Annotated in this window: 18 protein-coding genes; 8 read left to right on the top strand and 10 right to left on the bottom strand. The window is 37.9% G+C overall.

Annotated features, from left to right (window positions below; translation table 11 throughout):
• Positions 1-20: 20 nt before the first annotated feature.
• The 7 genes from gspJ to ABXH34_RS02720 all read right to left on the bottom strand — a co-directional run bounded on the left by gspJ (position 21) and on the right by ABXH34_RS02720 (position 9,067).
• Positions 21-767 (bottom strand): type II secretion system minor pseudopilin GspJ, encoded by a 747-nt coding sequence (gene gspJ, locus ABXH34_RS02750; RefSeq protein ID WP_353570330.1) that lies wholly within the window; start codon positions 765-767, stop codon positions 21-23.
• Positions 768-777: 10 nt separating this feature from the next.
• On the bottom strand, positions 778-2,088 hold the full coding sequence (locus tag ABXH34_RS02745; RefSeq protein ID WP_353570329.1) for a TAXI family TRAP transporter solute-binding subunit: 1,311 nt from the start codon (positions 2,086-2,088) through the stop codon (positions 778-780).
• Between the two features lie 734 nt (positions 2,089-2,822).
• On the bottom strand, positions 2,823-4,574 hold the full coding sequence (locus ABXH34_RS02740; protein ID WP_353570328.1) for an ADP-ribosylation factor-like protein: 1,752 nt from the start codon (positions 4,572-4,574) through the stop codon (positions 2,823-2,825).
• A gap of 123 nt (positions 4,575-4,697) precedes the next feature.
• A complete protein-coding gene (locus ABXH34_RS02735; protein ID WP_353570327.1) occupies positions 4,698-5,645 on the bottom strand; it encodes a Nudix family hydrolase in 948 nt (315 codons plus the stop codon).
• A gap of 165 nt (positions 5,646-5,810) precedes the next feature.
• Positions 5,811-6,611: an inositol-1-monophosphatase gene (gene suhB / locus ABXH34_RS02730; RefSeq protein ID WP_353570326.1), complete on the bottom strand. Its 801-nt coding sequence runs from the start codon at positions 6,609-6,611 to the stop codon at positions 5,811-5,813.
• A gap of 134 nt (positions 6,612-6,745) precedes the next feature.
• Positions 6,746-8,308, bottom strand: coding sequence for a hypothetical protein (locus tag ABXH34_RS02725; protein ID WP_353570325.1), 1,563 nt, complete (start codon positions 8,306-8,308; stop codon positions 6,746-6,748).
• Between the two features lie 246 nt (positions 8,309-8,554).
• Complete coding sequence (locus tag ABXH34_RS02720) at positions 8,555-9,067, bottom strand: ComEA family DNA-binding protein (protein ID WP_353570324.1); 513 nt, start codon at positions 9,065-9,067, stop codon at positions 8,555-8,557.
• 297 nt (positions 9,068-9,364) lie between these two features.
• On the opposite strand from ABXH34_RS02720, the gene pyrG reads away from it, so the two are divergent.
• The 8 genes from pyrG to ABXH34_RS02680 all read left to right on the top strand — a co-directional run bounded on the left by pyrG (position 9,365) and on the right by ABXH34_RS02680 (position 18,272).
• Positions 9,365-10,993 carry a CTP synthase gene (gene pyrG / locus ABXH34_RS02715; RefSeq protein WP_353570323.1) on the top strand — a complete coding sequence of 543 codons (1,629 nt, stop codon included), beginning with the start codon at positions 9,365-9,367 and terminating at the stop codon, positions 10,991-10,993.
• A gap of 371 nt (positions 10,994-11,364) precedes the next feature.
• Positions 11,365-12,447: an RnfABCDGE type electron transport complex subunit D gene (locus tag ABXH34_RS02710; protein ID WP_353570322.1), complete on the top strand. Its 1,083-nt coding sequence runs from the start codon at positions 11,365-11,367 to the stop codon at positions 12,445-12,447.
• 3 nt (positions 12,448-12,450) lie between these two features.
• On the top strand, positions 12,451-13,140 hold the full coding sequence (gene rsxG, locus ABXH34_RS02705) for an electron transport complex subunit RsxG (RefSeq protein WP_353570321.1): 690 nt from the start codon (positions 12,451-12,453) through the stop codon (positions 13,138-13,140).
• Between the two features lie 6 nt (positions 13,141-13,146).
• The gene (locus ABXH34_RS02700; protein ID WP_353570320.1) at positions 13,147-13,821 is read left to right on the top strand and encodes an electron transport complex subunit E; all 675 of its coding nucleotides are present in this window, start codon (positions 13,147-13,149) and stop codon (positions 13,819-13,821) included.
• Positions 13,822-13,850: 29 nt separating this feature from the next.
• Positions 13,851-14,126 carry an RnfH family protein gene (locus tag ABXH34_RS02695; RefSeq protein WP_353570319.1) on the top strand — a complete coding sequence of 92 codons (276 nt, stop codon included), beginning with the start codon at positions 13,851-13,853 and terminating at the stop codon, positions 14,124-14,126.
• Between the two features lie 399 nt (positions 14,127-14,525).
• The gene (locus ABXH34_RS02690) at positions 14,526-16,886 is read left to right on the top strand and encodes a COR domain-containing protein (protein ID WP_353570318.1); all 2,361 of its coding nucleotides are present in this window, start codon (positions 14,526-14,528) and stop codon (positions 16,884-16,886) included.
• A 201-nt stretch (positions 16,887-17,087) separates the two neighbouring features.
• Complete coding sequence (locus ABXH34_RS02685) at positions 17,088-17,657, top strand: hypothetical protein (protein ID WP_353570317.1); 570 nt, start codon at positions 17,088-17,090, stop codon at positions 17,655-17,657.
• Positions 17,658-17,789: 132 nt separating this feature from the next.
• Positions 17,790-18,272: a BLUF domain-containing protein gene (locus ABXH34_RS02680; protein ID WP_353570316.1), complete on the top strand. Its 483-nt coding sequence runs from the start codon at positions 17,790-17,792 to the stop codon at positions 18,270-18,272.
• Positions 18,273-18,350: 78 nt separating this feature from the next.
• On the opposite strand, the gene ppc is transcribed toward ABXH34_RS02680, so the two are convergent.
• The 3 genes from ppc to ABXH34_RS02665 form a co-directional block, all read right to left on the bottom strand.
• Positions 18,351-21,173 (bottom strand): phosphoenolpyruvate carboxylase, encoded by a 2,823-nt coding sequence (gene ppc / locus ABXH34_RS02675; RefSeq protein ID WP_353570315.1) that lies wholly within the window; start codon positions 21,171-21,173, stop codon positions 18,351-18,353.
• Between the two features lie 275 nt (positions 21,174-21,448).
• Positions 21,449-22,690, bottom strand: a complete 1,242-nt coding sequence (locus ABXH34_RS02670) for a glycerate kinase type-2 family protein (protein WP_353570314.1) — start codon at positions 22,688-22,690, stop codon at positions 21,449-21,451.
• Between the two features lie 9 nt (positions 22,691-22,699).
• On the bottom strand, positions 22,700-24,634 hold the full coding sequence (locus ABXH34_RS02665) for a COR domain-containing protein (protein WP_353570313.1): 1,935 nt from the start codon (positions 24,632-24,634) through the stop codon (positions 22,700-22,702).
• Positions 24,635-24,902: the final 268 nt, after the last annotated feature.

Raw genomic sequence — 24,902 nt, 5'->3', positions numbered from 1 at the left:
TAATACAACGATATCACAATCTAATTAATATTTTCTTGAGTAGGCTTTAGTTCTCTTATTTCACCATTTTGTTGCTTGCCATCCTCGGGTTTAGGTGTTGAATAAACAGGCAATTCAATCAAAGCAAATAAGCGACGAATCGCTCCCCAACGTTGTGTCACTAAAACCAATTCCACAGCGTGTGGTGGTATTAATTTCAAACGTTTATCTTGGGTCGCACTTTGAGGAGAAATAACCCAAGTCGACAGCCATTTATCATCTTCATCCAAAAACTGTAGTTGCATTTGTTCGACATTATCAAGCAATTTCACTTGATATGGCTGTGAATCTTGGGCTCGGTCTAATACTGACCAATATCGATACCAAAGTTGTTTATCTTCAATAAAATAATTAACACGGCGTAATTGGCTACGTTTTTGTTGAGTTGGATTACGCCAACCCGCATGAGTAAAGGCAAGTTGGTTAAGTTGCCCTTGTAATGCAGGCTGTAATTCACCAAACTCGTTGCGAATTGGACGATTAACAAATTGTTGTACATCACGGCTTATTAAATGAATCGCCATTTGTAGCTTAGCTAACTCATCTGCTTGTTGAGTCGTTTGTTCACGAGCATTGAGTACTGCATTCAAACCACTATAAGCCATGACCGCAATGATAGAAAAAATCGCCAAGGCAACCAGCAATTCTAACAAAGTGAAGCCATTTTGAGAGTGTTGTAATTCTCTGCACCTTGTCCATTTTAGTGCAGAGTAATGAGTCTTCTTCATTCGTGAATTTTTACTTATTTAATTCTTCGAGACGTTGGCGTTGTTCTTTTAATTGTTGCAAAACCAAGTTGATATGTACTCGCAAAGTATAAAACTCTGACATGTAGGACAAGGGCACAGAAACCTGATTAGCCAACTCCATTCTTAGCTCTGAAAGCCGTTTGATTTCTTTGTTTACGATTTCTAACTCTAAATGTTCAATATCCTTATCAATGTTTCTGAGCATTTCATACCAACGATAAATTTTAGAACGAATACTCCAACGATAAATCGGAAATGCACCTTTAAGTAAGGGAAATAGCAATGTGAGCAATGGAATCAACATAATACTGAGACGCTCCAATTGCACCGAAACGCCAAAAGGAAAGAAATTCTCTAGCCAAGACGGGCCATTTGCTAAAAAATGTTTAGCACTATGATGCAGCGGTAATTCCAAATAGTCTGCGGTTGGAAATGTTTTAGAGGGTTCTAACAATCCACCTTTTTCATGAATTGGTTTTAAAATATGTAACAAAATACGAATTAACCCATCATGTATGTCTTTATGGGTCAGTAAACTGGCTGTGACGGACAATAATATTGTATCTTGCTTAGGTAAGTTTTTCGCTAAATTGATACTACCCTGATTGATTTCAACATAATTAATATGATGGTAACGCTTAGTGTAAGCTGCATAACGTTCAAAGTGCATGAGATCAATATTAGACGATGTCATAAGTTCGGCAATCCCTTCTGACTTTGGGGATGTGACAAAAAAAGCCGCATCTATTAAACCTGTTTGTAGTTTTTTAACCGCATCGGTTGAAGGAATATCAAAAAATAATGAGTTTTCTGCTGTCACTCCATTATCTTTAAGACGATTCACTGCAAGTGGTCTTGTGCCGCTGCCTAACTCTCCAACAGCAATCCGTTTTCCACGTAAATCTGATAAATATTGGATTGAAACACTATTTTGATGGAATACCCAAAGTGGCTCATAAAATAAACTGGCAACAGAAACAAGCTTGGTTTTATCAATGGTTTCAATTTTCTTTGCGACACCACCCTGCACAAATGCAAAATCAACTTTGCCCTCGGACAGTGCAGTAATCGCAGCAACAGAACCTGCTGTGGGCATAATCTCAAGCTCGATTTTAAATCTGTTTTTAAGCTCTTCTTTATATTGCAAGGCAAAATTGTAATAAGCTCCACCTTCACGACCTGTCGCAATTTTTATTTTATTAGGCGGTGGTGGTGGCACAAATTGATAAGCAATAAAGAAAACCAATCCCATCAGTCCAACAACCAGTAAACTAAACTTAAGTGATGAATTTAATTTCATAACCGACTCCATCCATTTTTAGGTGCTAACGCTAGCATTTTTCTCAATAAGATACAAAAATAATAATAGATCAATGTCGCAAAAATATGACCAATCCTAATAATTAGGATAAATACTGACCACAATCCTGATGGGATTTATTTTATTTCTCATCAGTTGCATTTATCTTGCAAGAGCTTGCCTTAAATATTTATCATCATTTTATCTTATACAAGGCTTTGGCGTTTTTAATATGTAAAATAAAATCAATAAGTTGCAAAGAAAATATAATTTATAGAAGATTGAATTATTTTGTATGTTCTAAAAACAATAATTCGGATATAGTCGTTTTATTCTAAAATAATATTAGGACTGGCAGTCCTAGGTTTTAAAACTATTTGGTATTTAAAGTATTTCAGGACTGCCAGTCCTCACACTCAAGATAGAATTGACTATAGTGTTAAAGATTTGGTGAAATTAGGATGTGTGGTAATTGATGCTTGGATTTGATTCATAGATGCAATTATTTCAGCAGTATTGATAATTAGATGGCTCTGATATTTTGAATATCTCACCATCTTAGCAAGCATTAGAATTGCTTATTCTCAATAATTGAAAACACAGCTCTTTGGTATAGTCAATTTTGTCTTGAGTATGAAAACTGGCAGTCCTGAAATACTTTAAATACCAAATAGTTTTAAAATCTAGGACTGCCAGTCCTGTATCATCTTAAAATAAAATGACTATATTATTAATTAAATAGCTTCAACAAATAGTTCTGCTAATGATTCTACTACAATCAAATTATCATCTTGGGTTTGTACGGCTTCTAATTCTGAGACAATAGCCTCAACATCTAAATCTTCAGTTCGAACAGCTTGCTGCACAATAGAGGTAAAACCCTGTTTTAAAACTTGCTTAATTGCATCATTGCTGCCTAAATAATTATCTGTGGCTGACGATTTTTCCCCATAAATTACACCTAAGTAAGCAATATGTTTTTCGTGTACTTCCACATTATCCAACTGTACTTGGAATTCAAAAGGTAATTGGGATAATTCTTGATATGCGTCTAAATAACAAGTGGCACAAGTAAAGGTTTCTACAACCAATTGATTAACATCAGTAAGCAACAGTGCCTCAGTTAACTGCTCAGCTAAATGAGTTGGAGCTTGAGTAATTTGCCATAAACGCCATGTTTTACGCTCTTGTGCGATAGCCACGCAACGTTGTTTCATCAACAAAGGATTACATTGTACATGCCATGCAGTTTGTTCACGTAATGCTTGGCGAGCCGCTTGTTCCGTCGGATATTCCCAGTCTAAATTAGAAAAACATCGCCATTGCCCATCTAAATGAATCATCCATGTTTCATCATCTAAACTAGGGCGTAAACCTCGCTGAAAATCAGGTTTGGCTAAAATATTTCGGCCTAATAATGGAGGATAAACCCATTGGTACGGCGTTTCTTCATCTGGAAATCGGGGTAATCGTTGAGATTTAACAGGTTCATTAATTTCTACATCAGCAGCAGTTTCTATACTGGGCAAGTCGTCAATTGGGTCCTGTGCTAGGTTAGCAATAGTAACTAACGCGCTATCTTCTAAACTGTCTATAGGCTCAATAGACCCATCAGATTCAGGTTCTGATAGCTCCGATGTGGCTACTATCTCTGAGTCAGCGTCTATTTCAGGCAATAGCACATCATCATCTAAATTAGCTAATGCTTGTATTTGTGTATCAGTTAAATCAGGAGTTGAAGCGGTCGGGGTTAAAGTCTCTAAAATAGGCTCTGCGCTTAAATCGGCTAAAGCTTCTAATTCACTGGTGCTCAAACTAATATCATTAGGTTCTTCATGCTCCAATTGCTGTATCGCACTGAGCAATTCGGAAGCCGTTTTTTCACTAGGCTGTTGATCTAAACTATCGCCCTGAGCTTGTAAGGTTTCTAAACGTTCAGAAGCCAAGCGCACTGCTAATACAAAGGATTCACGTATGCCCTGATTTTTCAAAGCCGATGCTTGGACTATTTTGGTTTCCACATCATCATCGGTCTGATACAAGTAAGCTAACTCATCATTGATGACATCTTTCTTATCTTGTTTATTGGCAAGAATTAATGCCTTAGAGCCATTTTCAGCTTGAATGGTTTGCACATCGGCATAATATTCAAGTGCTGTTTGCTGGTCATTATCTGCGGCATCGATGACAAAAATCACCACATCTGCGGTATTTAATAAATATTGGCGGCGGGCATTTAAATTTGCTTGGCTAGGAGTACTGACAATTTGACACGTAATCGGCATTTGCTGAAATTGGCCACCTGTGTATTCAAGCCAATCAAAATATAATGTAGTGTCAGTATCACCATCAGGAGGAAAAACCTCACTGCTCGGTGTTAAAGCATCTCTTAGCGCATAAATAGTCGTTGTTTTGCCAGACAGGGGAGACCCATCGAACACAATACGAATGACAACAGTATTTTTTTCCGTATCAATAATAGCCATTGCTTTTGAATCCCTAACTGCACAGATGCTTGCTATTGTTTAATAAATAATACCATAAGCAGCACTGTATGGCATTTTGATTTGTTAATTACTTGCAATACTCATGCAAAATCAGTCTGATGTTTACTGTTTCCATAAGCCATTAATTGCAGCAATCCCTTGACTACCATGCGTCCATGCAATTGGTATATCGCTTAACTGCATTCCACCTAAAGCATAAATAGGTAATTTAGTTTGTTCGGTTAATGCCCAAAAATTTAGCCAACCCAAAGGTTTTGAATCTGGATGACTCTGGGTTAATTTAACGGGACTCAGCACCGCAAAATCAACCCCAATCGCTTCAGCTTGTTGCAAATCTTGTTGATGATGGCAAGAAGCAGCAAGCCATAACGAGGTGGGCAATGGCCGCTCTGAAAACTGATGTAAACGTTTAGAATCCAAATGCACACCATGCGTACCAACGGACAAAGCCATTTCAGGCGTAGTATTCATTAACAATTGTACTCGATAAGATTCACATAAACTCAAGGTTTTTTCAGCACAATAGCAATAATCCCGTTCCGACAAATGCTTAGCCCGTAATTGCACCAACTGAATCGATTGCTCTAAACTATGCTCCAATTGATAAAAAAAAGTCTTATCGTTCCATTGTTTTGGTTCAGGCGTAATTAAATATTTATCGGGCAATTTAGCCGCATTGACAATCGGATCATTGGCAGCAGGAAATGACTTTTGATCTAAGTCTTGTTTAGCGCACCACTCAATTGGCTGACCCTCTTTACCAAAGGGTTGCCCCGTCCAATGTTCAATTTGCCAGACATCAAGCAATATGGTTTTATCAGGATAAGCATGGCGAACACGAATTAAAGGCCGTGCTTGCTGAATCGAAATATTTAACTCTTCGTATAATTCACGTTGTAAGGCTTGTTCAACTGTTTCATCCCACTCTTTTTTTCCACCAGAAAACTCCCATAAGCCACCCTGATGGGCTTGTGCATCACGCAACGCAAGCAATATATCTTGGTTAGAATTGGTAATAACACCTGCAACAACATGAATTGTTTTTGACATATTGATTTGCTTATTCCTGTGAAATACAGGGCTAAATGAAGTTTAATGCTTACTTAATAAAGCCCATTTTATCTGCTGATGGCTTAGATTTGCAATTTCAAATGGTTTTTTAAACTGAATTTTACAATCTGAGTTAAATCTTAATTTCAGGTTTCAAATCGAAAATTATCGCTGTAATGCAGGGGTTAAATGAGGACGAATTGTTTTTAAAATCGCTTTTAAAATTCGTGGATTACCTGTAATTATATTGCCTGTTTTAAAGTAATCATGTCCGCCACCAAAATCTGAAACAAGGCCGCCTGCTTCTTCAACTAATAATATGCCCGCTGCCATATCCCAAGGTTGTAAGCCAATTTCCCAAAAACCATCTAATCGGCCAGAAGCCACATAAGCCAAGTCCAATGCCGCTGAACCCGGACGACGTATATCAGCCACTTGTTGCAACATGGCTTTAAACATGGCTAAATAAACATCAATATGTTGCTGGCATTTAAATGGAAAACCTGTTCCAATTAAGGCATTTTGCAAAGAAGGTAAACTAGTCACACGGATTTTCCGCCCATTCATTTGAGCCCCTTCACCACGAGCAGCAGTAAACAGCTCATCACGTAAAGGATCATAAACTACGCATACTTCAAAACGGGTTTTATGACGCAATGCAATTGAAATTGAAAACTGAGGATTACCATGTAAAAAATTAGTTGTGCCATCTAACGGATCAATAATCCATTCATATTCGGTTTTGCCCTCTTGAAAGCCACTTTCTTCTGCTTGAATAGCATGTTCTGGATAGGCTTTTTGTATCACATCAATGATGCTTTTCTCAGCATTTCTATCGACTTCACTAACAAAATCATTTTGCCCTTTGATATCAATTTGTAACTCATGGCGTTGGTCGAGTCCACGTAAAATTTGGCTGCCTGCACGACGTGCTGCTGTAATGGCAATATTTAATGCTGGATTCATGGCTTTTCTCTAAAGACTGAATAATACTTATAAGTTGACAAATTTTACACTATTATCCAGCGATTTGTCTTATAAGTCTGATTTAGTTTAGGATTCAGCAATATTCTCAAACTAAATTATTTCTAAACTTTTGATTAATGACCATATTGGTGAAATATAAATAAATCTAAAATGAAAGAGACTTTTTTAGAGCTTGTTTCTGCTTTGTTTGAACTTGATAATGCAGCCATATCAAAAGGGGGTTGGATTTCAATAATTTCACTAAATTGATGGGTTTGCTTTAAATCTTCTAAAAAACGTTTATAAACTAATAATGCGCGACGATAATCGCCTGTACTTGATTCAATGCTGGCGTTAACTCTTAATCCTTGTATAAAATAAGGCTTTTTATCAGGTTCGATGATTTTGGTTTTTTTAGAAAACAATCCTTGTTCAATATCTACAACTCCCCAACTGAGTTTATCTAGTATTACTAAGCGGTTTTGAGTCAGTGTTGAACTGAAATGGGTCAACATATTATGAGGAGAAATATGCTGTTGAGTTAGAATCCGCCCGTAATTAACAACGGTGCGAATAACTTCAATTTCTGCGGGTAAATCTGGCTGCAATGCTCTGAGTTTATCTATTTGTTGTTGATGGAGATTAATCTGCTTTTCAACTGATTGTGTTTGCTCATTAATTTGTAAAGCCTCAATTGACTTCAATGCAGCAAAAGCCATACTCGTTAATAGAAAAATAACCGATAAGCTATACATCGTCAAACGTAAACGATGATAAATAAAATAGCGAATATCAGTGGATTTAGCATAATGATTTTGAGGCGTATTTTGTAGTAGATAGTAGCCTGCTAAATAGTGTAAACAGCCCATTTCAGTCAATTGTTGCTCATTTTTCATAAAATTGGCACAACTAATCAGTTTTATATTAATTTCTGGCACACTATTGCGTTGTAAATAAGCTTGTAATTCATCGATATAATCGGGTTGAGCTAATAACACCACATTTAATTCTACTGACGGTGGCAAAATCCGAATTGAACCTAAATAACGTTGAGTGATGATAATTTGCTTAATCACAGATTCAATATAATTGTTTGATAAATCCGTTTCAGTCAATGCAACCAAACGGCTTAGCTGAAGCTTCTGATTAAAAAAGAAATTTTGACGCAACCCTTGGGCACTATGCTCATTAATTTTGGGCGTATGAGTGACTAATAAAGTATAGGGATGTGATTCAAAATAGCTGAGTAAAAATTCACTCAGCAATGGCATGGAGAAAATACCAGCCAGTGGCACCTTGGCCTTATTAATGATATCTATCCATGGCTGAAACAATTCAGGGCTAGTAATTGCCGTAAATAGCACTTTATCATCACCTCGACCTTGCGTTTCTCTTCCCTGAACAGAGGCATAGCTATAAGGCGTGTGTTCAAAAAAACGTTTTTTTCGGTGTGTGAGTAAATCTTGACGATCTTTGCCCACAACATGGGGTATGGTGATATGGCGGTATTCTTCATGAACACTGTCAACTAAAATGAAAATAGGTATTTTAAAGTGAAGTTGTAAATATTGCGTAAAAGCAGCAATATCAGCCTCATTGTTTTGAAAGCGCCCTATTTCTTGTAGCACACCATTTTTTTTAGCAGCTTGATAAGCAACGAGCTCATGATCGGTAAGATAAAGTATCCGTTTTTTCATACAGGCTCACTAATTTTCTCAAAATCAGAAGATACCGCATCCTTAACAATATAAAACTAAAAGTCAAACAATAGTTGCTGATTCAAAATAATCTAAGATTTTAAAAAAGGATTGCATTCTAAAACACACGGCTGAAATAAAAGCTGGTTTTTAACTACGCTCATTGACAGGATAATTTAGAATCTATTTGAGGAAAGGTTGGCAATCCTGAATTTAACCAAGACTGCCAATATAGAAAAAGGAAGCTTATTCAACTACAGAGTGAATAGTTTGTTTCCCCGCTTTTTGAGCAGCATTTAATAATTCTGGTGTAATTTGCAATTCAGCAGAAAAATGGGGATCAATATCAAATGTTTGTTTTGCATCTTGGGCCATTGTTTTAATTGATTCCACAAAACTTACCGTGGTCGTTAGATTCGATATTGAAACAGCGGGTAAACTTTGTTCAATCTGATTTGCACTATCTTGGCTTGTTTCTTCTGCTGGTTCTGGATCAGATAAAATAATTCTGTCTATATTTTTGTCGACGGTTTTTTTACCAATACCGTTTACTAGCATTAAGTCATAAGCAGAGTTAAAATCGCCATGGGCATTTCGATATTCAACGATAGCTTGCGATTTTTTATCGCCAATTCCTGATAGTACTTGCTTGATTCTTTCTGCACCGGCCTTGTTAATATTCACTTGTTCAACAGGTTCTGCATAAACAACATGAGATAGAATTGACATTGCAAAAAACAAAATTTTCAATAAACGCATAACAAACTCCCTGTAAATTAATTGTTAAAGATTTGCATAATATCGACAATTAACGGTTTAATCAATACTAAAACAGGGGGTAATATTAATTTTTAATATTTTTTTTTCATTTCCCTCAAATTAAACAAAATTATTGTAAACACATTCGTTCTACAATAGTTATAATAAGTATTAGCAAGGCACAAAACTGCCTATTTTTCAACTCAAAATTTGAATTAGTAAGCTAAGAATTCTATTGAGATGCCAGTTCTAATTTGATATTTTGAGGCCATCATAATCGCAACCAACTAAGCAGACATGACACGATTTATATTTATTACAGGTGGCGTAGTTTCCTCATTAGGAAAAGGTATTGCAGCCGCTTCCCTAGCCGCCATCTTAGAAGCACGTAATCTTAAGGTGACATTACTCAAGCTTGATCCTTATATTAATGTTGATCCCGGTACGATGAGTCCATTTCAACATGGTGAAGTCTTTGTTACGGATGATGGCGCAGAAACCGATTTAGATTTAGGTCATTATGAGCGTTTTATCCGTTCTCGAATGACTAAAAGTAATAACTTTACTACGGGTCGCGTATATGAAAATGTGATTCGCAAAGAGCGACGTGGAGATTATTTAGGGGCAACGGTACAAGTCATCCCACATATTACGGATGAAATTAAACGCAGTATCCATGAAGGTGTGCAAGGTGTGGATGTGGCGTTAGTTGAAGTCGGTGGTACGGTAGGTGATATTGAATCACTACCCTTTTTAGAAGCCATTCGCCAAATGCGTGCGGAGTTAGGGCGTGAACGGGTGTTATTTATCCATTTAACACTTGTTCCTTACATTCCTTCTGCGGGTGAATTAAAAACCAAACCGACTCAGCATTCTGTGAAAGAATTACGCTCTATTGGTATTCAACCAGATGTATTGTTATGTCGTTCAAGCCATCCTATTTCTGATTCAGAAAGACGTAAAATAGCGCTATTCACTGATGTTGATGAAAGAGCAGTCATTCCTGTATTAGACGCGCCCAGCATTTATCAAATTCCAGTGCAATTGCACAAAGAAGAATTAGATGACATCGTGTGCGGAAAATTAAAACTTGAAACGAGTCCTGCTGAATTATCTGAATGGGAACGGGTGGTTGAAGCACAGAAAAATACCAATACTACAGTGAAAGTGGCGATGGTTGGTAAGTATATGGATTTAACAGATGCTTATAAATCATTGACTGAGTCATTAATTCATGCGGGGATTAAAACCCAAACCAAAGTTAAAATTGCTTATGTCGATTCAGAAGACATTGAAACAAAAGGGGTTGGGTGTTTAGAAAATATGGATGCAATTCTCGTCCCCGGTGGTTTTGGTGAGCGAGGTATTGAAGGCAAAATTACTGCTGCCCAATATGCGCGTGAGAATCATGTGCCTTATTTAGGTATTTGTTTGGGAATGCAGGTGGCTGTGGTGGATTTTGCACGTCATGTTGCAGGCCTAAATGATGCTCATAGTACTGAATTTAATCCTAAGACACCTCATCCAGTAATTGCTTTAATTACGGAATGGTTAGATGACTCTGGCGGGGTTGAAACACGTACAGAAAGCTCCAATTTAGGGGGCACAATGCGTTTAGGCGGTCAAACTTGTCATTTGATGTCAGGTAGCAAAACCCGTGAATTATATAATCAAGAGGTGATTCGTGAACGTCATCGTCATCGCTATGAGTTTAATAATCAATATATTGGCTTGCTGCGTCAGTCGGGTTTAGTATTTGCTGGGATGTCCGCTGATGGGAATTTAGTTGAAGTGGTAGAAAATGCACATCACCCTTGGTTTGTAGGTTGTCAATTCCATCCAGAATTTACTTCTACTCCACGCGATGGACATCCTCTATTCTCAGGATTTATTCAAGCGGCGAGAAAGTATAAGCAAGCAGGGTAATATCAAATAAGGAGCAGGTTAGTTCTTTCTGCTCTTTGAATAAGCTATTTTTCTAAATAATACTGCGTATGATAATGAATTTATAGGCTATAGGTTTTAAATTTGCCTAATATATTATAGTGTTCTCTGCCATAACAGGATCGCAGGAAAAATCATGCAAAACGCCCGCCATATATTAATTTTCTCAACCTAGTATTCCCCTGCATTGTCCCATTCACAACAAACCCCTATTTATCCCTAACAACTGTGTGTTGCAAATCTTACAAAATGCCATTTTAAATTTATAATTATCTGATTTTTAAAATATAAATAATTGGGCATAATCCATGCTGATAGCCTATTAGTCAGATTTTTTGGAATAGGCTAAAACCATGCAAAGCACAATTGTCAGCAGCCCGCATATTCATGCACCTGCGTCCGTACCTTGGGTGATACGCCAAGTGATTATGGCCACAATACCAACTGCATTATTTGGAGTGTACTTGTTTGGCTGGCCTGCATTTAACCTGCTCATTATCAGCTTAGTTTCAGCCATTGGTGTTGAAGCCGCGTGTCTTTATATTGCAAACAAACCCGTTAAATTGTTCTTAAATGACGGTTCTGCATTTCTCACAGGTTTATTAATCGCCTTGACTCTACCGCCTTGGACACCTTGGTGGATTCCTGTTATAGGGGTCAGTTTCGCGCTAGTGATTGGCAAACATCTATATGGTGGTATCGGACAAAACCTATTTAACCCAGCAATGTTAGCTCGGGTCATGCTATTGGTTGCGTTTCCGTTAGAAATGACTACTTGGATCACACCTACTCCGTTATTTTCAGCTAATGCCCCCGGATTTTTAGAATCACTTGCCATTACTTTTGGTGGTGCAACCCAGTATTTTGATGCGGTTTCGAGTGCCAGCTTGCTTGGATATGTCAAAACCGAAATGACGTTAAATCATACCGTAGCTGAGAGTTTGGTGAATTATAGTTATGGCACTTCATTATTTGGTTGGACTGCGGGTAGCTTAGGCGAAACGTCTGGATTATTAATTTTAGCTGGTGGTATTTATCTGATATATCAGCGCATTATTACATGGCAAATTCCCGTAGCAATGCTTGTAACTTTAGCTTTATTAGCAACTATATTTAGTTTTATAGACCCTGACCATTATACCAATGCCCTATTTCATACTTTCAATGGTGGCACATTATTGGTTGCCTTCTTCATCGCAACGGATCCTGTGACTGCACCCTCTACTAGTCAAGGGCGTATTTTATTTGGTATGGGGATTGGCTTAATAGAATTCCTGATTCGGACTTGGGGTTCATTCCCAGAGGGTGTTGGGTTTGCGGTGTTATTGATGAATGCGATGACACCGTTGATCGATCATTATGTCAGACCGCGTATTTATGGGCGTGATCGTCGTGGTCGCCCGTTGGATACGCAACCTGCAAGTAATAAGGGGTAAATCATGGCTTTACAAAAAACGGCTGCCAAAATCCCTTCATATCGAAATCGGCTGTCTTATCACAGTATGTTGTTGGGTGGTATTGGCTTTTTATCAGGCGCGGCCTTGGTAATTGCTCATGTGGAAACCCGTGGTGCGATTGAACATGCTTTAGCAGAAGAACAACGCGCTTCACTAGTACAAGTCATTCCTGAGCAATATTACGATGGTAATTTATTGGCAGAACAATTCCCAATTGCTTTAGAAACGGGCGAAACCAAAATTGTATTTATTGCTAGAAAAGAGGGCGTTGTGACTGCGGCTGCGTTTGAAATGGCTGAAGCAGGTTATTCTGGTGATATTCATCTGATTATGGGTGTGGATAAAACTGGAGATGTCTTGGGTGTTCGGACATTGAGTCACAGTGAAACACCAGGCTTAGGTGACAAAATTGAATTGGCTAAAAATGATTGGGTGCTGAATTTTAACGGCAAGTCCTTGATGAATCCAGAAGATGCAGGTTGGAGTGTACAAAAAGATGGTGGTATTTTTGACCAGTTCACAGGTGCGACCATTACTCCACGGGCTTATGTGAAAGCGGTTAAACAGGGTTTGGATTTTTTCGAGCAGCACAAAGTTGCGATTATCGAAAAGCCAATGCCTGAACCTGAAGAAATTAAACCCGAACCTGTCCCAGTCAAACCGAAGAGGTAACAAGCGATGGAAATGACATATAAAACCCTTGCGCGTGAGGGACTATGGGATAATAACCCTGTATTAGGACAGTCATTGGCTTTATGTCCATTGCTCGCGGTGACAACCAGTGCCACCAACGGCTTAGGTATGGGCTTAGCGACTTTGTTTGTAGTCGTAGCAACCAGTGTGATTATTTCATTATTGCGCGAGATTATTACTCCAGAAGTACGGATTCCTGTATTTATTTTGCTCATTGCAGCGACGGTGACGATCGTAGATATGATGATGAATGCGTTTGTGCATGATTTGTATAAAGTGCTGGGTTTATTTATTCCGTTGATTGTGACCAACTGTATGATTTTAGGACGGGCTGAGTCTTTTGCTTCACGTTTTCCAGTCAAATTGGCCGCACTAGATGGTTTGATGATGGGCTTGGGCTTTTTGTGGGTGTTGGTGTTACTCGGTGCGATTCGTGAGGTCATTGGTAGTGGTACGTTATTCGCTAATGCGTCATTGTTGTTGGGTCAAAATTTTGCGTTTATGGAGTTGACTTTAATCCCAGATTATCGTGGTTATTTGATTATGATTTTGCCACCGGGTGGATTTTTGGTCATGGGCTTTTTGATGGCGGGTAAACGTTTGTTAGATGCGCGATTAGAGCAAGCTACAGCCAGTCAACCCGTAGCACAAGCGACATAATACTGATGCGATTTCATAGGGAGACAAGCATGAACGTTGGAGTGGCTTATGCTGATATGCGGCAACAGGTTTGGCTACGTTTAGAAGTACCTGAAGGCAGCACTGTACAGCAAGCAATTGAGCTATCAGGCATTTTAGCTAAAGTGCCCAGTATTGATTTAGACAAGCAAAAAATTGGTATTTATGGCAAAACGGCTAAATTAACTGCGGTGTTGCAAGAGTATGATCGGGTTGAAATTTATCGTGGCATTATTGCTAATCCTGATGATTATAAGGATGGCGACGACGATGATGATGACGATTAGTATTTAAAGATTTGGTTTATGTTGAGAAGCTCTATTTTGCTGTTTGTGGAATGGGGTTTTTTTTGTCTGAATCAGGATTTGCAAGATTTTAGGATTAACCTGATTAGATTGTAGATGAGCTTGAAAATTGAGGCAATTACTTGAGATTGAATTTAATCCTGAAAATTCTTTAATCTTGTGAATCCTGATTCAGACAATAATCCTATCCATCCCATCATCCGTTAAATCCTGTTCAAAACAAGCAGCATTGGAACAAGATGAAACGGATTTAAAGATATTCAGGATTAAATCGCATTGTAAATCTATTTCCCACATCTTAAACTTTAAGCAAACAAATCCTGTCTATCCCATCATCCGTTAAATCATGTTCAAAACAAACACAGATAAAAGGACTTTTCAATGTTTAAAGATTTATTATTCAGAATTGTAATCATACCTCTCCAACAACTGTTCATTACACTCATCAGTCCAAAACCTAATATAATTAAACAATTAGAGCAAGAGTTGGGTGTGAAACTAAATAAATATAAGATAGTTGAATGGGATTCACAAGCCTATCAGATTAATTTACAACAACAGGTGATAGCTTTAAGTTTATACAAATGTAAAATAAAACAAATTCCTGAATGTTTATGTACCCTTAGTTATTTAAAAGAATTATATTTAGTTGGCAATAAAATTGCTGAACTCCCAGAATCCTTTGGGCAACTGCAAAACTTGAGTGTATTATATTTAAATGAAAACCAGCTAAAAGAGCTGCCAGCGTCGTTTGGGCAACTGCAAAACTTGAGTCAATTATATTTAAATGAAAACCAGCTAAAAGAGCTGCCAGCGTCGTTTGGGCAACTGCAAAACTTGAGTGTATTATATTTAGATGGAAACCAGCTAAAAGAGCTGCCAGCGTCGTTTGGGCAACTGCAAAACTTGAGTAAATTATATTTAGATGGAAACCAGCTAAAAGAGCTGCCAGCGTCGTTTGGGCAACTGCAAAACTTGAGTGATTTAAGTTTAAATAATAACCAACTAAAAGAGCTGCCCACATCGTTTAGGGAATTAAAAAATTTGTGTGGACTTCGTATATATGATAATCCTTTAGAAACCCCACCGTATGAAATAGCGGCAAAAGGCATTAAAGCCATCCGCAACTATTTTGAACAGCTAGAACAAGGTGATGGCATTATTTACGAAGCCAAAGTATTAATTTTAGGTGAAGGCGCGGCAGGCAAAACCTCATTGGCGAACAAAATAATAGATTCAAACTATACGCTTAAATCCGATGAAAAAAGCACCGAAGGCATTGACATCCATCCATGGAAATTCCCCATCAACGAAAACCGCAACTTTATCGCCAATATTTGGGACTTTGGTGGACAAGAAATCTACCACGCCACCCACCAATTTTTCCTCACCAAACGCTCACTATATATCCTCGTCGCCGACACCCGCAAACAAGACACAAAATTTGAATACTGGTTACAAATCGTTGAACTATTAGCCGACGACAGCCCCATCATTATCATCAAAAATGAAAAACAAGACCGTCCATGTGACATCAATGAATCACGCCTCAAAGGTCGATTTAAACAACTCAAACATATCCAAACCACCAATTTAGACACCAACCGCAACCTAGAATCAATTCTCCAACAATTACAACTTGAACTTAAAAACCTAAATCATGTCGGCTCAAAACTGCCGAAAACATGGATTGACGTGCGCCAAACACTAGAAAACGACAACCGCAATTACATTAGCCTAGACGAATTCCTAAACCTCTGTGAACAAAATGGCTTTACCCGCCAAAAAGACAAACTGCAACTCTCGGGCTATTTACATGACTTAGGCACAAGCCTGCACTTCCAAAACGATCCATTACTGAACAAAACCATTATTTTAAAACCCGAATGGGGTACAGATGCAGCCTACAAAGTGCTGGACAACACCAAAGTCAAAAACAATCATGGCAGATTCAACCAACAAGATTTAGCCGATATTTGGCAAGCAGCAGAATACGACAATATGCACGGCGAATTACTACAACTGATGATGAACTTCAAACTGTGCTACAAACTGGATTATTGTGATACCTATATCGCACCGCAAATCTTGCCAACAAAACAGCCTGATTATGACTGGGATTCAAACAACAACACCGTTTTACGCTATGACTACGAATTTATGCCTAAAGGTATGATGACCCAATTTATCGTTGCAATCCATAAACATATCGAACACAAACAACAACGGGTTTGGAAAGAAGGCGTGGTGTTACAAAAAGACAATACCCGCGCAGAAGTGATTGAAGAATATGAAAAACGAGAGATTCACATCCACATCCAAGGTCAAAATCGCCGAGAACTCGCCACCATCATATTGCACGAATGGGACAAAATCCACGCCAAATATCACAACTTAAAAGTACAAAAACTGATTCCCTGCAATTGTGCTAAATGCGAAGGAACACAACAACCTTATTTCCATATTTACAGCGAACTGCTCAACCTCAAAACAAAAAGTAATGTCAGCCAATGCAAATCCAGTGGCGAACTACTCAATGTTCAAAAATTACTCGGTGATGTGCTTATCCAAACTGAAAAACAAGACAATGGCGTTAATGTCGATGTAAAAGTGATGCAAGTACAAGGCGATACGGAAAATACCAACATAAACCAAGGCGACCATGTTCAACAACAATTAGCTGAATTTGCCAAACTCAGCCCACAACAACAAGCACAATTATTGGCACAATTACAAAAATAATAGACATCTCTTCATCAACACGCTTTGCAAAGATATTAGACTGTATCAGTTTAATCAAAAAACCCTCTATCCATTAAAATATACCCTGTGACTTGATTTATTGATTGAAATATAGCCTTATGCCCTAAGCTAAGTTTTTATCCGACCAAAAAGGTTGGTTTTTATAAACATGCTTTGTAACTAAACTCTGGGGAGGGATTTATGAGCGAGCAACTTAATCGAATGGCGGAGCTAAGCCAAACATTCAGTAATATTTCTCATGACTATCGGATTGCAATGAACGAATTTAATGATGTTGCCAAAAAACGTGAACAATTCACTATGCGAACAGAACAACAAACGAACCATTGGTTACATTTAAGTATGGGAGGCCTATTCTCACTTACTATCTTCTTACTGTTTATTATGATACAACATACCCAAGCCATGTCCAGCCAACTAACTGTATTAAATAAACAGTTTGGTTCAGAGACAGAAGAATTCAAAGTATTACAAACTCAAGCGATTGAAGTAATACATACTTATCCTGAGCCCACCCTATATCAACCATCGATCAAATTACAAGAGATTATACCTTCAATTAAATCTATTGATGCAGAGTTATATACCCTCAATGGCAACATAACCAAAGTAACAAATGAACTAAAATTAACCACTGGGGAAATAAACAAACAAACTAAGCCTATGATAAAAACAAACGCGAAACCAGAAACACAGGCTGGATACATATATCCCCATGCTTTTCCTATCGCTATTGATAACTACCAGTGAGCTTCCTATAAATTGCTATGCCATGTTATTAGTATCAAAAAGATTCATAAGAAACCTTAGTAGCCTATACAAAATTTAAGATCATATTCTAATTAATTTAGTTATAACAATATATTATTTGAGGATCCAGTCATGCCAGAATCATATCTTTCGCGTTTATATTACGCAAGTTCAGCAACTGAAACCTATACGCCAATGGAACTAGGTGGCATCTTAGAATCATGTCGCCATAATAATCCGCCTTTAGATGTGACAGGCGTTCTATTTTTGGGTAATGGCTATTTTTTCCAATGCTTAGAAGGCCCCAGAAAAAGCGTAAATCGAGTCTATAGCCAAATCACGGGCGATTCACGGCATAAAGAAGTGGAGTTGTTGGAATTTAAAGAAGTAGGCAATCGTTTATTTGAAGAATGGAGTATGAAATATGTTCGTTCTTCTACTGTTGTAGAGAAAATATTAAAACAAGTGGGAACGAAAACCTTTAACCCTTACGAGCTTGATAGTTACACTATTCATATGCTTGCTGAAGCATTTAGCAATCAGCAGGAGTCTGAAAATAAAGCGGCAGAACAACCAGCTAAGCCGAAAAAAACAAGACTCTTTGGCTTTTTGTAAAAATAATCCATACTGGTAAGCTTATGCGCCTTGAAACTGCTGGCCTTCCCATCAAATCGAGAAGGCCGCCTATTTTTATTAACCCGTATTGCGCATACCTGCTGAAATCGCATTAATACTGCGTAACAACGGACTTAACCAGCGTTGAGCTTCCGCCTCGTCAAATTCTTCAGCATTCACCTGCTGACGATACTCTTTCAACAAACGTACTTGAATCGCATTCAACGGATCAATATAAGCCCGCCGACGTTCCAAAGATAAAGACAACATCGAATTGTCCTCTAACAATAAATCGTTTTGAGTAATCGCCAAAATATATTTTACCGTGCGTTCATGCTCTTCAATCACCGTATCATAAATTTTTTGCGCCACCTGAATATCAGAAGCCAATGTCGCATACTCTTTCATAATCGGCACATCCGCCTTGTACAAAGCCATTTGGATATTGTCCAATAATACTTTGAAAAATGACCATTTTTGATACATTTTCTGTAATATGGCCAAATTGTCTTCACTTTGATTACAAAACTGCTCAAAAGCTGAACCCAGACCATACCAAGCTGGCAAAGTATGACGTGATTGAGACCAACCAAAAACCCAAGGAATCGCCCGAATCGAATACTTCGACGGATTATCTTGCTGCCGACGCGCAGGACGCGAACCAATATTCATTAAGCCAATTTCAGATACCGGTGTGGTTTCATAAAAATAAGTTAAAAAGCCTTCAGTATGATCGGTCAAATCACGATAATGTTTCTCACCATATCGCGCCAACGCCTGCATAATGCCGCAATATTCTTCAGTTTCACCGTTTTTATTTTCAATAATTGAATGACTTGAAGCCTTTAATAAACCCGCAGAACCCACGGCCAATTCATACATCGCAGTTTCAGGATTACTGTATTTATAGGCCAAGACTTCACCTTGTTCGGTAAATTTAATCTGTCCATCCACCGTACCAAAAGGCTGTGAGGCAATCGCATCATAAGTTGGGCCACCACCACGACCAACACTGCCACCACGCCCATGAAATAAACGCCCTTCTACACCATGCTGTTTTAATAACTCAGTGACTTTCTTTTGTGCCTCATACAACAACCATGCAGAAGAAATAATGCCCCCATCTTTACACGAATCAGAATAACCCAGCATCACCTCTTGAGTATTGCCAGAAGCGTGTAATAAATCGCAATAAGTCTGATTTTTCAATAATTCGGCTAAAACATCATCAATATGGCTTAAATCTTCAATGGTTTCAAACAATGGTGCAACGACAATACCACAATACCATTGTTGACCTTGTTTACCGATTAAACCTTTTTGCATCGCTAAAGTCATTACTTCCAACACATGGCTAGCGGTATGGGTCATTGAAATCACATAACTGCCAAACGCTTCCATACTGATTTCGCGCTGCATATTGTGCATCACGTTGAATACGGCTAAGGTTTCACTGGTTTCCTCAGATAACTCAGCGTCACCAATTTCAATTTTATCCAAGTTTTCCAACGTCTTTGTTAATAATGCACAGCGTTCTGTCTCATTTAAACTGTGATAATCCATTTCACGTAATGCAAACAAGTCAGCCACCGCATCTGTGTGGCGAGTCGATTCTTGCCGAATATCTAATTTCACCAAATAAAAACCAAAAGTCTCAACTAAACGCAATAAATCTTTCAATTTACCATCAGCCACTTGCTTGTCACCATGACTCACCAATGAATCCCGAATAATAATCAAATCTTGATAAAACGCTTGCTCATTGGCATAACTGCGTTTTTGTTTTTCAGCCAGTAATAAACCTGTTTTTTCACCACTTAAATGGGCTTGAGCCGCCTCTAAATTATTCTGTAAGCGCGTGAGCATCATGCTGAGTTTGCGTCGATAAGGCTCATGTTCTAAGCGTTTATGAGTATCACTATCACTTTCAACACAGACAGCAATATCGTGCTCCAGACTTGCCTGAAAATCTTTACTGGGTTGGCATAATGTAGAACTGAGCGTCAAAATGCCGATTAACTCATTCACCCTCCGACAATATTCTTGTAAGATTTCTTGAGTGTGCATCCGTAAGGCTTTTTCAGTGATTTCAGGCTTAACAAAGGGATTGCCATCACGATCACCACCAATCCATGAGCCAAAGCGTAAAAAGCTAGGCACGCTAATATTAATCGGTTTTTCAGTACCATAGATGCGTTTGATACTGCGTTCGACTGCACGATAAGTCCGTGGCACAGCCGTAAATAAACTTTCACGGAAATAATGTAAGCCGTTATTAATTTCATCTTCAACATTGAGTTTATGCATTCGCACTTCGTCAGTACGCCATAAAATGTGAATTTGCGCTTCTAATTCTGATTCTAATTCTTGACGCTCGATACGACTTAAACGGCGTTGGCTTAGACGTTCAGCAGTCACAAAAATACGGCGTAAGGCGTTCATTACTGCACGGCGGCGGGCTTCAGTCGGATGAGCTGTCATCACGGGGTAATAAACCATTTGGCTTAAAATCGTTTGGACTTGTTCTGGGGAGACACCTTCAGCCACAAAATTGCGCATGGTATTGTCAAATGAACCTTCCCATAATGGGCCACCTAGATGGATTTGGCGCACGCGACCTAAATGGCGGTGTAATTCATCAGCAATATTAATCAAACTGAAGTAGATATTATACGCGCGAATCACTTCGGTAATGGTTTCAGGGGATAAAGCTTGAATCAGCCGTTGTAGTTGTCTTCTTTTAGCAGGGTCTTCTTGCTCAATTAGGGATAAGTAGCCTTTACGCAGGGTTTCGATGTTGGCATAAATTTGCCCATCTGCGCGTTCTAATAGCACTTTTCCTAAAATATTTCCCAGTAATTTGACACAACGACGTAGTGATTTATCTCTTAATTTATCCATACCTGTCGCCTATTCCTCTTTAAGTGTCGAACACCATAACCCGAATATATTACATGAACCACTATTAAAAGAATAATTGTTTATATCTATTATGTGGATAAGGCGTTTTGGGCAATATTAGCTAAAATAGGGGATTTGAATTTTTAGTGTATTGGCCTATTTTTAAGAGCTTCTATGATGCACGTATTTCTCAGTTTTTCTGAAGTCTAAAACCTTAAATTTAAAATAGATTTATGAATCACTTTATATTTTATGTTGAGTTTTGGTTTAATAAGTCACACTCGCCAAGCTAAAATTAAATCCATCACATTAGTGCCTGTTTCACCTGTATCGATTAAATCACCTGTCACCTCTAGCACGCTGCCAGCATCTGCACGGTTTAAATAATCCGTAACATCTAAACCTTGGGTTTCCGCTCTGCTTATCGTCTGTCCATCAACTAAAGCCCCTGCAACAAAATGACTGCCATCATTGCCATCGGTACTGCCTGCCAATACAAAACATTGTGTATCACCTGCAATCTGTTGTGCAATGGCTAAAGCTAAGGTTTGGCAACGACCACCACGCCCAATGGTTTCAGGTAACTGTACTGTTGTTTCACTCGACCAAATAGATAAACCTGCGGTCTGCTTCATACCTTGCACAATAGTGTCAGCCGCCTCAAATACATCACCAACCAGTAGTTCATCAGCACAATGAATCGGATTTATATCAAGTTGTTGCGCCATATTCAACGCCGCCAATCGAGCAATACTAGAGCTTGCAATAATATGATGCTCAATTTCTAATGATTGATTTTCCACGGAATCTGTTATAGGCGATAATTTCAAATCAGCAAAAACGGCATTAATATTGTTTTGTTGTTCTATCATTTTAGGTTTAGGTTCAACCAGTAATCCAGAGCCAATAATGGATAAATCATCATCAGGTACATCAGAAATATACAAGCCTAATACAGGCTGTTGCGGATGAATATGTATCGCTAAACGGCCGCCTTTGATACAGGATAATTGCTGGCGAATCAGATTCATTTGTTGAATATCCAAGCCTGAGCTTAATAAATACTGGTTCACGCGCTGTATATCTGCCAGCAAAATATGGTCGGGTAAAACCTCAACTAAAGCTGATGCGCCACCAGAAATTAAACACAATATGGGCATATCTTTAGGCAAGGCTGTTATAAAATCAATTAGTTGTTGTCCTGCATCCATACTATGTTGATTTGGCACAGGATGTCCAGATTCTAAACAGATGATATTAGCGTCTGAAAAGGCCTGATTTTGAGTTAATAAGCCTTGTTTTGTAATCAATAAACCCTGTTGCAGTTGCTTGCCAAAAACATCCAACGTACCCAACATCATTGCAGGAGCAGCTTTACCAATTGCAATAACCGCAGGGGGCTGAGTGAATGATTTATGTTGTTGTAAATAACTGGAGACAGATTTACGTCCATGCACCGCTTGTAAGGCATGATGATAAATATTTAATAGCTGTTGACGACGGGATGAAATGGACATGTTTATCAGCTACCTTGTATTTTTTCTGATATTTTGTTCATTGTGGTCGCCTGCATTAAGGTTTGAGCCGTGCACATTACCGTAAACATTGATTTGTGGATTGACTTGTTGTGGATCGTTCATGTCGATAATGCCATCAAGTAGTTGGCGGATATTGTATTTTTTGCGTAATTTTCCGCTACGAAAGATAGTTTCATTATCGAGATACAGACCGATTAATTCTTCATATTCCACGTAAACCGTTTGTTCGCGTTTGTCTTTATCTGGTAGTGGTACGAGTTCAATCACGTTGAGTTTTTCAAATTCATTATGCAAATCCGATAAGGTTTTACGAATTGTGGCGAAGTAGTCGCGTTTTTGTTGTCCTGTTACCCAGATTTGAATATTGCGGTCTTCGTTGTCGGCTTTAATTACGGCGGTGGCTTGGTGGGTTTTGTCGTATAGCACCACACCCGTCCGCCATTGTAGTTGGTTTAAAATATCGGTATTTCGTTTAACAATGAATTTGGGCATGATGGAGCGCGGCAGAAAATCATATTCAAGTTTGAATTTCAGCGCATTATCGTAGTTAAAATCAAATGTAGGTTGAGCAACAGGTAATAAGTCTGGGATTAAAATGGTTTGTTTACAAATTTTGTAGCACAGTTCAAATTTTTCCATTAATAGAATAATATAGCGATGTTTATCAATTGGATATTTATAGTCATTTTCGTTTTTGGGTTCTAAAATCTCATCCAGCCATTCTAGCTTTAAAATACCGTAGCTTTTTGCTAATTGAGGGGCATTGATAATTTTATACACCGCTTCTGTGACCCATTTAGGTTCTAGCACGTAGGTATCGCGTAAATCGAAATCTTTAAAATGGATAATCACGCCTAAATCATGCAAAAATTGCACAAGGGTGTCTTGTGCTGATTTTTCAATTTTTTGTTGTTTGCACAGGTTTTTATAGTTTTCGTGTGAAATATAGTGTTTTGTTAAATTTTCTAGGTTTTTTTTGACTTCAAACCAGCTTTGTCCCCATACGGTTTGTAAAATTTCCACTTCGATCAATGCTTTGGATATAGATTGTTGTAGTTGGTCAAATCCCATTTTGTTTTTGCAGGAAATACGGTGAAAGCTGTGAATCCCTGCATATTTTTCGCGTAAAAATGGTTGGTTGACTTCAAAGCTGGGGTTTTCGTCTATTTTATTTAAAACCACTAAAACGGGAGAATCCTCGCCAAAGCTTTCAATATGTTTCAACCAGTATTCAGTTTTTTCTTCTTTGCGACCATCAAGCACTAAAATATACAAACTGCGTTTGGACAGGAAAAATTGATGTGTGGCGTGCATGACTTCTTGCCCACCAAAATCCCATAAATGCCCATTAACCTCGATATTGTCTTGTTGTTTATTTTGGGTATGGACTGTTAAAGATTGAATATTAATTCCATGTGTTTGTGATTCGTATTCATCAAAACTTTGTTTTTTGAGTTGTTTTAATAATGAGGTTTTGCCAGCACCACCATCGCCAACTAACAATATTTTGATTTCGTTTAAAGGGCGTTCTTGTTGTAAAGAATTGAAATAATCAATAATTGCTTTAGTGTTTTGAGTCTTAATTTCTATTGGAAGTAATTTTTGTAAAGGAGTATTGGATATATGCAACTCTTTAAGCTTTTTCAAATTTCCAATACTTGATGGCAAGCCTTTTATATTATTTTTCCATAACTGAAGAATAGATAAATTTTGAAGCTCTCCCAAAGTGTTTGGCAAATATTTCAGTTGATTTTCACCAACTCCCAAAAGAAATAAACTATGTAATTTGCCAAGTTCGTTTGGTAAAAACTCAAGTTTATTTTTCCATAATTGTAATTTTTCTAAATTTTGTAACTCTCCTATTTCTTTCGGTAACTTCTTAAGTTTATTTTCCCCTAAATCTAATATTTTTAACTTTTTCAAACTTTTTATATCTTTTGATATATGTTTTAAATTATTCTCTCTTAAATCAAAGAAAGTTAATTTATTCAATTGATTTATTTCACTAGGTAAATCACTTATCTTATTTCGCCACAAGCTAAGCTTATTTAAATTTTTTAGTCGACCTATTAATGGGGATAGTTGGGAAATTTGATTATTCCATAGGTATAATTATGGTAAAACAAGCTCCATTATCAATATTTGCAACTTGAAGCAAGCCATTCATATGCTCTTGTATAATAGTTTTTGA

Source organism: Candidatus Albibeggiatoa sp. nov. BB20 (assembly GCA_016744725.1).
Lineage (GTDB): Bacteria > Pseudomonadota > Gammaproteobacteria > Beggiatoales > Beggiatoaceae > Albibeggiatoa.
This window is presented reverse-complemented; position numbering and strand designations above follow the sequence as displayed.